The following is a 14,157-nucleotide window of genomic DNA, read 5'->3' as shown; positions in this document are numbered from 1 at the left end:
GATGGCTATTCGGGATTTTAAGATTACGCCGGAGCAGATCGCGGAAAAGGGCGTGATCGCCGCGCCGGACACGCTGACCGGCACGCCGAACGAAAACAAGAGCGTATTCGACCGGCTGGCAAGCGAGATCATTGTGCCGAGCGTGAACGGCGCGATCGAGATGCTGGGCGACGTGGAGGACGACACGCTGGAATGGGCGGGCGACGAGGCGGAGCGGAAGGCAAACGAGCTGCAGCGCCAGCAAAACGAGCAGGAGCGCATTACGGCCGAGCAGGCGCGGCAGGCGGCCGAGGCGCTGCGGCAAAACACCTTTGCCGCCGAGGTGGCGCAGGCGCAGGAGGCCGCGGAAACAGCCGAAGCGGAAGCCGACCGCGCGAAAGCGGAGGCCGACAGGGCGGCGGCGATCGTCGGCGGGGATTATCTGTCCCGCGACGAGCTGGGCCAGCCGGACGGCGTGGCGGGGCTTGGGTCGGACGGCAAGGTGCCGGAGGAGCAGCTGCCGGAGATGGATTTCCTGCCGCTATCAGGCGGGGCGATGACAGGCGCGGTCAATATGGACGGCAATGCTGTGACCAATCTGCCCGCGCCGGTAAATGACGGCGACGCGGCGAGAAAGGCTGATGTGGATGACGTACTGCATCGTGTGGACAGGCCCGTAAACGTGGGGCTGGTTTTGCTCGCTCAATATACGTCCGCCGGAACGTACACATGGACGGTTCCCGACAGGTTAGGCACCGGAAAGAAATACATGATCTATGTTGAAATCATAGGTGCTGGCGGAGGAGGTGGTGCTGCCTGCTACTATTCATCGAGCTCACATGTACGCTCTGCGTCTGCTCTTGGCGGCGGTTCTGGTCATGCGCGTTTTGCGGTGCTGACTGTAACGCCTGGAACGGCCTGCAAAATTGTGGTCGGAGCTGGAGGGGACGGAGGAAAACAAAGCGCGCACGGAGAGGCGGCGGGAAGCAATGGGGGAAGCTCCTCATTCAATGGTTTGGCGGCCTTTGGCGGAAATGGAGGGAAGGCCGGCGGCGGGACCGGCGCCTCGGGGAGCGGCGACTTCGATGGAGCGGACGGCGGCCAGGGGAGCTCTTTCCTCACTTCCTCCAACCAAGAAAGTAATACGGTTTATCCATATGGTGGACTTGTACAAAATGACAGAAACGGGCACGGCATCGCTGGGAAAACAACGCCTGCGGAGTGCATCAGCCCGTTTACCGGTGAAATACTTCTGTGCGCCGGAGGATTCGCATACGCATACGGGACAAAAGAAAGCGGAATAACTCAGAGCGCCGTCGAAACCGGAGACGCAATTTTCACAAAGGGCTCTTCGGGTGTTGTCAAATACAATGCCAATGCTGCCGCAGTCAAAGGAACCGCGCACGGCTGCGGAGGCGGCGGAGCGGTGACGCTTTGTACTTCGGATACCTACACGATGAAAGGCGCTGACGGCGCTGACGGTGCTGTCAGGATTTATGTGCAGGGGGGAGCAGAATGAAAATTGTAAGAATTTCAAATGGAATAGTGCAGGAAATTATTCCGGTCGCAGCTGCTCCGGTGGAAAGCTGGTATGGGGCGGCGTTTGCAGCCTTATGCGTTGAGGCGCCGGACGAAGTGGAACAGAACTGGATATATGATCGGGAAACGGGCTCTTTTTTTCCGCCTGCTGCCGAACCGAAACCGCCCAGACCCTCCGAGGAGGAAATACTTGCGCCGCAAATGCGGACTGCTGTCCGCGCGCTGCTCGCACCGTGCGCGGTGCTGACGGACGATCAGGCGCTTGCCATGCCCGATCTGGTGCGGACATGGGAGGAAGCGTTGGAGGCGGGCGCGGCGCTTGATACGGCCACGGTGTTGCGGCACGACGGCGTAACCTACCGCGTAGTACAGCCGGTAACGCCGCAGGCGCATCAGCCGCCCGGCAGCGAGGGGATGCTGGCTGTGTACCGGCCGATCGAAACGGCGCACGCGGGAACGGAGGAGGACCCGATTCCATTCGTGTACGGCATGGATGCGCTTGCGGGGCTGTATTACAGCTATGCGGGCGGATTGTATCAGGTGGCCGAGGGCGGAGATATGAAGCCGTGCGTCTGGCTGCCGGACAGCGGAATTTGGCAATGGATACGAATAGAAAAGGTACAAAAAACGTCCCATAACGGCGGTGAAACGGAATAAATTGACATAGGGCGGCGCTTTTTATGCCTGCCGGAAAGGAGAAGCAAATGGAAAAGGTAACGGAGATCAAGGCTGCGGCTGCGGCTGGCATTGCGGTACTGACCGCGCTGTGGGGATGGTTCGGCTGGCTGGTCGTGCTTTTTGCCGTCTGCATGATCGCAGACTATCTGACAGGATCGGCTGCGGCAATGCGGAAAGGGGAATGGTCCAGCGAGGCCGCGCGCGCGGGGATCTGGCACAAGGCGGGCAGCATCGTAGTGGTGCTGGCGGCCGGCGCAGCCGATCTGCTGATTGGCACGATTATCGGCAATATCCCAGGCATTACGCTGCCGTTTACCTATACGGTATTTATTTGCCCGATGGTGGTGGTCTGGTATATCCTGACCGAGCTGGGCAGCATTATTGAAAACGCGGTGGCGCTGGGCGCGCCCTGCCCGCCGTGGCTGGCGTCAATGATTGACAAAACACTGGACGCGGTGGACACGGCCGGCGAGCTGAACGGGAGAGGGGAGGGAAAGGACAATGAAGATCATTGAATGCAACCTGCCGCGAAACGGCAATTTCGCGTGGCGCGGCAGGACGGAGGAGGTTATTCTTCACCACGCGGAGGCATCCAGCGCGACGGTGTGGGACATCAACCAGTGGCATCTGGACAACGGCTGGACGGGCATTGGGTACCACTACTACATCCGCAAGGACGGCAGTATCTACCGCGGCCGGCCGGAGTGGGCGGTGGGCGCGCACGCGACCGGCCACAACGACCGGAGCATTGGCGTGTGCTGTGAGGGCGCGTACATGACTGAAACCATGCCCGCGGCGCAGCTTTCCGCGCTCCGCGCGCTGCTGCGGGACATCATGGGACGGTACGGCGCGCTGGCGCTCCGGCGGCACAGGGATGTAAACGCGACGAATTGCCCGGGGGACCGGTTCCCGTGGGCAGAGGCACAGAAATACATGGAGGAGGACGACGGAATGCTGACCTATGAGCAGTTTAAGGCATATATGGAGCGCTGGCAGAAGGAGCAGGAGGGCAAAAGCCCAAGCGCTTGGGCTGCGGATACCTGGCAGGCGGCAGCCGAGGCGGGGATTACGGACGGGACTGCGCCCGGCGCGCCGATGACGAGGGAAATGGGCGTTACCATGCTCGGCCGCTGCGGGCTGGTCGGAAAGGGGGAAAAGTAAATGGGACTGGGGTCCATTATCGTAGGCTCGATCGCCGGAGCGGTATCCGCTGCGGCAAACGCGGCAAAGAACAACAGCAGCAAAAATAATTCGGGAGGCTCCAGCTCGGGCGGGAACAGGGGAAGCTCCTCCACGGGCGGCAAGGGAAGCACGACGGGCGGCAGCTACCAGTACGGGAACTACCTGAACGACAGCGGCAGGCAGACGATCACCTCAAAGGACGCGGCGGCGTGGCAGGCGGGCGCGGACCAGGCCGCCGCGAACTGGCACAACGCCACGACGCCGGAGGACAAGGAATACTGGCACAATGTCGCCATCGACTACAACACCAGGCTCGGCAAAAGCTATGACGACGCGACAGGCAAATGGTCCGGCGGGTATGTGATCGCAGACCCGAACCCATATGAGGGCGCTCTGGGCCAGTATCAGGACTATATGCAGCAGGCGGCGGACCAGCAGCAGGCCGCGATACAGGCGGGCGTGGACAGCGCGGTAGCGGGGCTGAACGTGCAGAAGGGCGAGGTTGGGAAGCTGACCGAAAAGAATAATGCCGCTGCGGAAAAGGCTTATATGCAGACGATCAAGCCGAACGGCTCGCTCGCGGAAAGCCTTGCGGCAAACGGCCTGCTTTCCACCGGCGCGACCGAATCCAGCCAGATCGCGGCGGGCAACAGCTACCAGAATGCGCTGAACAGCAACGCGACGACCGAAGCGGAGGCGATTGCGGAGATCGAACGCGCGATCACGCAGGCGCAGCTTTCGGGCGACCTGCAGGCCGCGCAGGCGCTTTCCGGAATTTTGACGCAGATTGCGGAAAAGGGCTACCAGAATGTGCAGGACATCGCGCAATGGGATCAATGGAACAAGGAGTTCGGATATAACCAGGCGGTGACGGACGCGGGGCTGACAGGCATATACAACGGGCAGACGACCATGCAGGGACAGGCGGCGCAGGACGAACACACGCTGAACCAGCTCAGCGCGGAAAGCCAGCGCATTGCAAACGAGATCAGCGCCAAAACAGGCCTGACGCTCGCACAGCTTCAGATCGAAGCGCTGCGGCTGCAGAACGAGGGGTACACGCTGGATAACGCCTACAAGGCGCTGCAGAACAAATACGCAAATTATCAGCTTGGCGGTATGTGAAACCGTGAGGGCGGCGGGAAACCGCCGCCCCTGTCATTTTGAGGAGGACGGAATATGGCGAGAAGCCGATGGGAGCTTGAGGAAAAGAAGAAAAAGGCGCTGGAGGCGGTGAAGCAGGCGGCGCAGGCCGGAACGGCCTACCGCGCCCCAAAAACGGCGCAGGAGGCCGCAAAGGCCGCGACGGGAACCGTGATATCCCGCCCCGCGCAAAAGTCCGCCACGAGCAGCAGGAGCGCCGCGGCGGCCGCGCCTGCAAAGGCTGCGCCGACCGCGCAGAAGCAGAGCGGCTTTCGTTCACTGGCAAAGCTGCCCGAAACCGTAAAACGCACGGCCGCGCCAACGGTAGCGGCGGCGCAGCAGCGAGCCTCCGACCGGAGCAGGCTGCAGGAGAACATGCTTGCCTGGCACGGCGCGGACACGGCGGGCAGGCGGGCGCTGGAGCAGGAGAACGCGGCGATACGCGGGCGGCTCGGGCTGGAGTACAACGCCAGAACCGGCGTGACCTACGACCCGCAGACGGGAAAAAACTACTCGCTGCCGACACAGCTCGCATTCGGGCAGGACGCCGGACGGCGGGCGCGGACCGCGAGCCAGTACCCGACCTCCCGTGAGTTTGCGGGGCAGGGTGCGGACAGCGTCTCCCTGCGCCCGGGCATACAGGAGCTTGCGGCGGGCGTGGGCGAGGAGGCAAAAGGCGTGAACGCGCACCGCGTGCTGGCGGATCTGTTCCGCAGGAGCGGCGAAGCATGGACCGAACGGGACAGGGAGAACAGGGACGCGGCGGTGCTTGCCCTGCAGGACGAGATGGCGCGCATCCTTTCCCGCTATGGGCTGCGGTACAGTGTACGCACCACAGGGCCAAACGCGCGTTTTTTGGTCACCGACCGGAACGCCGCCGAACGGCTGCGGCAGGCGGGCGCGGACGCGGACGAGATCGCCTACATAGAGGAAAACATCGCGCTGCGCGAGGGGACGCACCGCATCCGGCAGGGCGCGGAGGCGGCAGGGAAAGGCTTTGCGGGCGGCATTGCGAGCCTGGGCGAAAACATTGCGCAGAACTATGAAAACTGGCAGGAGAACCAGCAGAATCCGGAATACAGGGCGGCGCAGGACGAGCTGCGGCAGATCGAAACGCGGATAGGGCTGACCCCGCGGCAGAACGCGGACGGGACCATGAACAGCGAATACGCGGCGCTGGAGCAGCGCGCGGAGGAGCTGCGCGCGAAAATGCTGCTCATAAGCGACACGGGCAGGGTGGACCCCGACGCATGGGGGCAGCGCATGCTGCGCGAAGCCGGACAGGCGCAGGAGAACGCGACGGCGGGGCTTGCGCCCGTGCCGCGCTTCCTTGCGGGGCAGGGCATCAGCATCGCGCAGAACCTGCCCGCGATGGGGGCCGCGGCAATACCGGTCGTTGGACCGGCAGCGGCGGCCACGATGATGGGCGCGGGCGCGGCAGGGCAGCGGGCGTATGAGCTGAACCAGCGCGCGGACGTTTCGCCGGGCGAGGCGCTGCGGCGCGGACTTATCAGCGGCGCGGTGGAGGCCGCGACCGAGAAGTTCCCGCTGGACGCATGGGCCGACCTTTTGACACGGGGCGGGACGGGCCTGGTAAAGAACCTGCTGCGGCAAATGGGCATTGAGGCGACCGAGGAGGGCGCGAGCTATGTGCTGAATTACGCCGCGGACCGCGCGGCGGGCGACCCGAAGGCGGCGTTCTCCTTTCAGGAACTTGCGGAGAACGCGATAGGCGGCGCGGTTTCCGGCCTGTTCTTCGGCACGGCGGGAACGCTGGCAGGCAGGGCGCGGCGCTCCACCTCGGTCGACACGAATCCGGCCACGCACACGCCGGAGCAGATGGCGAAGATAAACGAGTATGTGGACGCGGTAGACGAGGGGCTGCTGGAATTTGTGCAACAAACGGCAGCGGGAGAAACAACAGGCACTTATCAGCTTGAGAACGTCAGCGACCGTGCAGCGCACGATATTCATGCGATAACAGGCATCGATGCAACAGGCTTTCAGACGAAAATTGAGCCGCGCATGATACGGCATATCATTGCAAGACATGGGGCAAATGGCAATGCAGACCACAGTATGGCAGATGCAAATAATATTGCGCGAATCCAATATGTGTTAAATAACTATGACCAGATGTTGGATGGTGGATATTCAAACGCATATAAGGAGCCAAACCCTAACATGCCTGGACGAAACCGAAATGCCCGAACAGTGGTTTATGTCAAAAAAATTAACGGCTCCTACTACGTAGTAGAAGCCGTACCGGTTTCAAGACAGAAAACTGCATTTATTACAAGCACTTATATGCAAAAAGGAGATCAGCCGATCCTTAATGCGCCAAATAACGCCCCAGGTAGCACGTCCGAAAACGCGTCGCTTAATCTCCTTAATAATAATATAGCACAGAACGGCGTGGATGGCAACGGGATGGGCGCAAATAACGGGAGCGCCGACCAGCTTCTTTCAATCAGGCTCCAATTGCCTGAAGCGATGGATGACAACGCTCCCGCTGATCACAGTATAGCATCGGAAAGCGGAAATGGCAACTCCGTGCAGGCGGATGCGCACATGCCGGAGCGCGGCGTGGAGGAGCTTCTGAACGGATTCACCGAGCCGCTGACGCAGACGCTTATCAAAATTGACGAGCAACTGCGCATAGCCGAAAATCTGCTGGCAGGGCCGGCGCGGGAGAACAGAATCCAGGCGCTGCAGGAGGGCGCTGCGGATGTGAGCCGCAAGCTGAGCCAGATTGAACGAAACAAGGCGGAATACAACGCCGCACGGACGATTGCGGAACGGTTTGGCGCACGCATGGAGCTGCGCGACCTCGGCCCTGCGGGCGGCATGTATCAAAACGGTGTGATTATTATAAATCCCTATACAGACAGCCCTGTACGGCAGGTATTGGTGCATGAGCTGACACACCATCTGGAGAGCAGCGGGCAGTATGCAAAGCTGCAACGGGTCGCCCTCGATCTGTTTGCCAGTGAGCAGAACAGCGACATTGATACGCTGCGACGCAACATTACCGCGCTATATGCGAGAAACGGCGTCGCATTGGATACGGCAGCGGCAGACCGCGAGCTGACAGCGGCGTTTTGTGAAAGCCGGCTGTTCACGGACGAGGCGAGCATACAGCGCCTTGCCCGGACGGACGCCACGCTGTTCCAGCGCATCCGGCAGTGGATTGCGGACGCGGTGGCGCGGCTGCGCGGGACAGCGGAGCAGCGGCTGCTGCTGGGCTTGCAGCGTATGTACGAAAAAGCCGCCCGAACCGTGGGTCAGGTAGAAACGGACGGCGGGGCGAAGTATCTGTTTTCAAGAGAACGGGACGAGAATGCCCGCATGCGAGCGGAGCAGATGGAGCGCGGAGGCGCGAGCCGCGCGGACATCTGGCAGGAGGTCGGCCTTGTGCGCGACACGAGGGGGAACTGGGTGCGCGAGATCGACGACAGCGCCATGCGCTACGATGCATACGGTTTCCAAGGGCTGCGAGAGGACCCGCGCTTCCGCAGGCTGGAGGAGCTGACGGATAAGAGCGTTTCCGGACAGACGCTGACGGCAGCGGAAGATGCCGAAATGGAAGCGCTGGCTAATGAGTTTGACGAAGCAGTTTGGAGCGACCATTATCTGCTGCGCGATTATGTGAAGCATGATGAACTGTTCAGCCGCTATCCATCGCTGAAAAATGTGGCGCTGGTATTTGAGGACATGCAACCGGGGCAAATGGGATACTTTGATACCAGGGATGGCTCTATCCACATCAGCAACGAACTGAAAAGCTGGCCGCAAAGCACACTGCTCCATGAAATTCAGCACATCATCCAGAGGAGGGACCGCAGACCGGGCGGCGCAAACCCGGGATATTGGGAAATGCGTAAGGATGAATTGGCCGAACAGAGTGAAACGCGCACACCGATGGAGTTATACAGAAACACGGCGGGTGAAATCGAGGCGCGGGAGGCGGCGGGACGCCAAGGCATGACCGCAAGCGAGCGCCGCGCCGCGCTGCCCGACCTCGGTTGGGATCGCGCGGTGTTTGCGGAGGACGCCGGACAGAATATGGACATTAAGGTGGATGCTGAAGGCGATCCGTTCGTGGATGTGACCGCGGATATTCTGGACGGTAAGACCGAGAAAGATATCCCTAAAATCCTTTCGGACATTATTGAAAACAAATTCCATAATCTGATTATCGCAAATGGACAAAAAATCGGTGTAAATGCAAAAACCGGCAGAGAATGGCGCAGGTCCAAAGAAGCGCAGGGGTTATGGTCGCGCGACAGGGCGGCGTATGACGATAAAATCCGCGCTTTTGATGCAGCAGATAAACTGCTGACTGCATCGAGAAATTACATTGGAGAAGCTGCAAAGCATCGGCATTATGCCGAATTTGCCAGAGGGAAGGTCAATTTCAGGGTTGGTGAGAATGGATATGCTGCGGACGTTATTGTGGGAATCACAAAAAGCGGCAGGGCTTATTTGTATGATCTGGTGAATATAAAGCATAAGAAAATAGCAGATGCATTATATACCAGCTCCGGCAAAAGCCCAGCCGATAGGAGTAATGCACCTGCTATTGATAATAGTATACGCCGGAACGGAGAAAGCGTCAACCCTATTGTAAACATCGAACACAAAAAAATAGCGGGAGCACCTCTACATACGGTTGACGGAGGTCGAAACCTTCGGACCGTAGACGGTGCTTCCACTACTGAAAGCAGTGTAGCACAGTCGGAGCAGGGTGTCAACACATTCGGGCAAAATACCTTTGGCCTGACGCCGCGGGAAATTGCGGAGGCGGCGGTGCAGTTTGGCAGGACGCCCGAGCAGGCGGTGAACGAAGCACGGGTGAAAGCGCAGGCGGAAGCAGCGCAGGAGGCCGCGCGGAGCGAGCGCGAAGAGGCGGTTTCCACGCTTATACAGGCGTGGAACGATAAGCGCGCGGCAGAGAAACAGGCGGAGCAGACACGCGAAGCGCTGACACTGACAGAACATGATATCCGCCTTGCGCAGAATGCGGCGCTTTCCGGCGTGGATACGGTAAACTGGGAGTACGCGGACGACCCTGAAAAAGCAATGCTTTACGGCAAGACGCTGCGCGCGGTACGCGAAGCAGACCAGCCGATCCGGCAATATTTTGCGCAGCGGGCGGCGGCGCTGCAAAGCGAAGCGCAGAAAGCGGCGGACGCGCTGGCCGCGTATGCAACAGACAAAAGAACCGGCGCGCAGTACCAGCGCGAAACGATGGAACGCAATATCCGCGACATATTCGGCAAGGAGCATCAGGCCGAGGCTGAGGCGATCATCCGCGAGTACATCACACCGGTACACAAGGCGGTGGCCGAGGGTAACCGGCTGAAAAACGAGCTGCGCGGCAGGGTGAAAGCCCTGAAACTGAACAGGCACGAGCGCGCGCTCGTCCAGATGCGGCTGGAGGCCGAGGACGGCGCGGCGGCAGAGTACATCAAGAACAACAAGATCAAGGTCACGCCTGAAATGGATGCGAAGATCAACCGCGCAGCTGAGGAGTTCCGAAACATTTACAATGAGCTTTACAGCCGTATCAACGAAACGCTGCTATTGAACGGACAGGAACCGGTACTTTTTCGCATGAACTATGCGCCGCATTTCACAAAGGACAAGCCGGACACGCTGCTCGGCAAGATTCGGTTTGCGGTGGGGCTGGGGAAAGATTCCAACCTGAACATTCCGACCGATATTGCGGGTCAGACGGAAACCTTTCGGCCGGGCAAGAAGTGGTTCGGCAACCTGCTGCAGCGTAAGGACGAGATAACGGACTATGATGCGGTAGCGGGCTTCGATCAGTACATCGAAGGCGCGGTGGACGTAATTACCCTGACCGAGAGCATCCAGAAGCTGCGCGCGCTGGAGGATCAGGTGCGGTATACGCTGTCCGACGAAGGTGTGCAGGCGAAGATCGACGCGATACGGAACAACACAGAAATGGATGCGCTGCAGCAGCGGCAGGCGATCGAGGAGGTTTATGACAACAACCGAACGACCGCGCAGCAGTTGATCGACGAACTGCGCAATCAGCAGCGTACGGGCATGGGCCGGTTCGTGACCGAGCTGCGGCGGTACACGGACAACCTTGCAGGCAAGAAAAGCCGTGAGGACCGCGGCTGGGAGGACATGGTCAACCGTCAGTTTTACACGGTGGCGAAGAACATGGAGGGCCGCGTGGCGGCAAACATGATCTCGCTCAACCCGGGAAGCTGGCTGACCAACTTCATCCCGATCACGCAGGCAAGCGGCGAGGTCTCCGTACCGAACCTTGTGCGCGGCATGTATCAGACGGTGAAAGGGGCGGTCACGGACGACGGATACAGGAATGCCTCTACTTTCCTGACCAACCGCTACGGCTCGGAGAGCATCGACAAGACACTGACGCGGCGCGTGAGCGACCTGTCCGGCGCGCCGATGGAGATGATCGACCACTTTACCGCGACCACCATCCACCGCGCGCGGTACGCGCAGAACATTGACAGGGGCATGGACATGGAGGCGGCGATGGACGACGCGGACGCTTTCACGGCCTCTCTGATGGCAGACCGCTCCAAGGGTGCGCTGCCGACCGCGTTCAACGCGACCAACCCTGTCCGCAAGGTGTTCACGATGTTCCAGGTGGAGGTGAACAACCAACTTTCCTATCTGTTCAAGGACATGCCGAAGGCGCAGAGGGAAAAGGGCGTGGCGGCGGTCGCATGGGCGTACACCAAGGTTTTTACAGGCGCGTATTTCTTTAACCTGCTGTACAGCCAGCTTACAGGCCGTGACAGCGCGCTTGACCCTATCGGCATGCTCGCGGATGCGCTGGGCGTAGGCGACGACGACGAGGACGAACGCACGGCCATGGAGCGCCTTGGAGGGCTGGCGGAGGATATCGGCGGGCAGATTCCGTTTATCGGCGGCGTGCTGTTTGACGGCGGCCGCGTGCCGGTCAGTTCCGCGATCCCGAACTTTGCCAATCTTGGCAAGGCGGCGTTCCCGGGCGCTTTCGGCGTGGAATGGAGCGGCGAGAAGCGCGCGCAGACGGCCATGAAGGAGCTGGGCAAGCCGCTGACCTATCTGGTGCCGCCGTTTGGCGGCGGCGCGGTGCGGCGCGCGATCGAGGGCTTTGCAACAGTGGACGCGGGCGGCAGCTATACCTATGATAATAAGGGCAACCGGACGCTGCAATTCCCAGCATACGGGCAGAAACCGCAGGACTACGCAAAGACGATGCTGTTCGGCAAGTGGTCGAGTGAAGAGGCGCAGGAGTACATCGAAAACGGCTTTAAGGGGCTTTCCGCCGACGAGACGGCCGCGTTCGACCAACTGCGCGGCAGCATGGGCGTGGACGCGCGGCAGGCGATGGACGCGATCCTGAGTTTGCGCGGATATGAGACCGTCAAAGATGAAGAGGGCAATACCCTGCAGACCGTGAAGGAGCAGCAGCGGCTTGCGCTGTTCGATAACGAGAACCTGACAGCGGAGCAGAAAGCGGCGGTGGATCGCATCTTGATCGTTTCCGGCGAGGACGAGCTGCCGGCGGATTACACCGACCGCAATGCGTTTTTGCTCGGCCAGTATGTGAGCGAGAGCAGGCGGGACGCGGCACGCGAGGGAATCGAACACGGGCTGGACATCGACCAGTTTGTGCAATGGGACGACCGGCTGCGCAAGCTGACGGGCGAGGAGGACGAAAGCGGCGACAGGGTGCGCAGCGCGGCCGAGGCGCGCGGCATGGTGCTGGACGAGGTGATGCAGGACGGCACGCTGAAAGACAGCGAGAAGCAGGCGGTCGCGGACTATGTGCTGATTTCCTCCATGGGAGACGAGGAGGACAAGACGCGCAAAGACTGGGAAGAGATCGCCAGGGGCAAGGTGAACGCGAGCGACTTTTTGCGGTTCAAAACGGACGTATCCGGCTATGAAGAAGCCTATAAGAACACGGGCGCAGACAATGCGGCGAATGTGGCGGCGATCCTGCGCGGATATGAGGGGCTGGACGACGGGGAGCGCGACGTGCTGTTCCAGACGTACAGCAAAACCATGAAGAACAATCCGTTCCATGTTTCCGAGTATGAGCAGCGCATGCAGGACAACGGCTTTTTCGGCGAGCTGAACGCGGACGGAAAGGCGGCGGTGCGCAGCCTTGCGAACGAATACGAGCAGGCGGTCCGCGAGGGCAAGGACCTGGAAGGGAGCTGGATGGGAAAGGCATATATGGCGAAGGAGGCCGGTATCTCGCCGGAGACCTATATCCTGTTCCGCACGGCGCTGGAAATGAACGATTACGACGGGAACGGCAGCTACAAGAACACCGAGATCGAATACGCGGTGAAGATGCTGCCCGGCCTGACGGACAGCCAGCGCGCCTACCTGTGGCAGAGCGCGAACGGCAAGGACAGCACGAAGAACAACCCGTGGGGCTATGCCAAAGTGACAAAATACCAGAGCGGCGTGCCGGAGGCGATCAATCCGGTGGCGAACGGCACGCAGACAAGCGCTTTCGGGCCGCGTGAAGCGCCAACCGCAGGGGCCTCCACGGAGCATATGGGACTGGATATTGGCGCGGCTGAGGGCGAGCCGGTAAAGGCGATACTGAGCGGCAAGGTAGTATCAACCGGCTATGACAGCGGCGGCGGCTACTTTGTGCAGATCGACCACGGGGACGGCAGGATGTCCACCTACATGCACATGAAAGCGGGCAGCACGGACGGCATCAACGTGGGCGACGAGATCGGGCAGGGACAGCAGATCGGCGCGGTAGGCTCGACTGGCGTTTCGACCGGACCGCATCTGGATATCCGCATCACACAGGACGGCAAATACATCGACCCTCTGACGGTGATACCGGGCTACGGCATTGCGCCCAGCGGTTACGTTGATGACGGCTCGCACGGCGCGGGCGTGATGGCCAGCGGCAGAGCGCAGGCGGCCGCGGAGGAGGCCGCCAAGGGGAGCGGCAGCAGCGGGCTGAAACCTTTGCCGACGTTCAAGGGATTAAAGAAACTGGGGTTTTGAGGAAAGGGAAAGCCGCCCGAGAGGGCGGCTTTTCTTCGGTTGCAATTCAGGTTAAAAAGTTGTATTATAGACAAAGCTAATAATCCAGAAAGTCTAAAAGTGAGATTGCCTGAATGAAAATAAAATAGACGGGCAATACGACAAATACCTCCGAGAGCCAGTAAATAGGCGGGTTTGGATTATAATTATAATAAAGAAGATGCGGACACATTCACGATCACCGCGCCGGAATCCCTGGCGGGGATCGGAGGGCGCATTGCCGGAACGGACAACGGGGCGTTTTCTCTGCAGTACGATGGCATGGTGCTGGACGACGCGATGCCGCAGCGCACCGGGCTGACGCCTGCGGACGGGCTGTTCTGCCTGCTGTCCGATCTGCGTAACAGCGAGCCGGAGCAGCAATGGACAGAACAGGCTTCGGGGACCGAGTTGCTTGTTCTCCGGTATGCGGAGGACGGTACGGATGGCAAAATAGAAAAACAGGTATGGCTGACCGAAAACGGACGGCAGCTCGTCTGCGCGGAGCTGTATGCGGACGGAAAACGGGTGCTGACAATCCAGGTCATGTCGTATCAGGAAACATAAATTAGGGGATGAGCA

General features: G+C 60.4%; 7 protein-coding genes. All 7 read left to right on the top strand.

Annotated elements, in window-relative coordinates; genetic code table 11:
- Position 1: 1 nt before the first annotated feature.
- The 7 genes from RX717_RS08835 to RX717_RS08805 all read left to right on the top strand — a co-directional run bounded on the left by RX717_RS08835 (position 2) and on the right by RX717_RS08805 (position 14,142).
- Positions 2–1,498 carry a glycine-rich domain-containing protein gene (locus RX717_RS08835; RefSeq protein ID WP_316960219.1) on the top strand — a complete coding sequence of 499 codons (1,497 nt, stop codon included), beginning with the start codon at positions 2–4 and terminating at the stop codon, positions 1,496–1,498.
- Entirely contained in the window at positions 1,495–2,175 is a 681-nt protein-coding gene (locus RX717_RS08830) for a hypothetical protein (protein ID WP_316960218.1), read from the top strand. Before RX717_RS08835 ends, RX717_RS08830 begins: the two co-directional genes overlap by 4 nt.
- 47 nt (positions 2,176–2,222) lie before the next feature.
- Complete coding sequence (locus RX717_RS08825) at positions 2,223–2,711, top strand: phage holin family protein (RefSeq protein WP_316960217.1); 489 nt, start codon at positions 2,223–2,225, stop codon at positions 2,709–2,711.
- Complete coding sequence (locus RX717_RS08820) at positions 2,698–3,357, top strand: N-acetylmuramoyl-L-alanine amidase (RefSeq protein WP_316960216.1); 660 nt, start codon at positions 2,698–2,700, stop codon at positions 3,355–3,357. The genes RX717_RS08825 and RX717_RS08820 overlap by 14 nt, the downstream gene beginning before the upstream one ends.
- Positions 3,358–4,503 (top strand): hypothetical protein, encoded by a 1,146-nt coding sequence (locus RX717_RS08815; protein WP_316960215.1) that lies wholly within the window; start codon positions 3,358–3,360, stop codon positions 4,501–4,503. It begins immediately after the preceding gene.
- 54 nt (positions 4,504–4,557) lie between these two features.
- Positions 4,558–13,557, top strand: a complete 9,000-nt coding sequence (locus tag RX717_RS08810; RefSeq protein ID WP_316960214.1) for a peptidoglycan DD-metalloendopeptidase family protein — start codon at positions 4,558–4,560, stop codon at positions 13,555–13,557.
- Between the two features lie 174 nt (positions 13,558–13,731).
- Positions 13,732–14,142, top strand: coding sequence for a hypothetical protein (locus RX717_RS08805; RefSeq protein WP_316960213.1), 411 nt, complete (start codon positions 13,732–13,734; stop codon positions 14,140–14,142).
- The last annotated feature ends 15 nt before the right edge of the window (positions 14,143–14,157 follow it).

Source organism: Intestinibacillus sp. NTUH-41-i26 (genome assembly GCF_032769475.1).
Lineage (GTDB): Bacteria > Bacillota > Clostridia > Oscillospirales > Butyricicoccaceae > Agathobaculum > Agathobaculum ammoniilyticum.
This window is presented reverse-complemented; position numbering and strand designations above follow the sequence as displayed.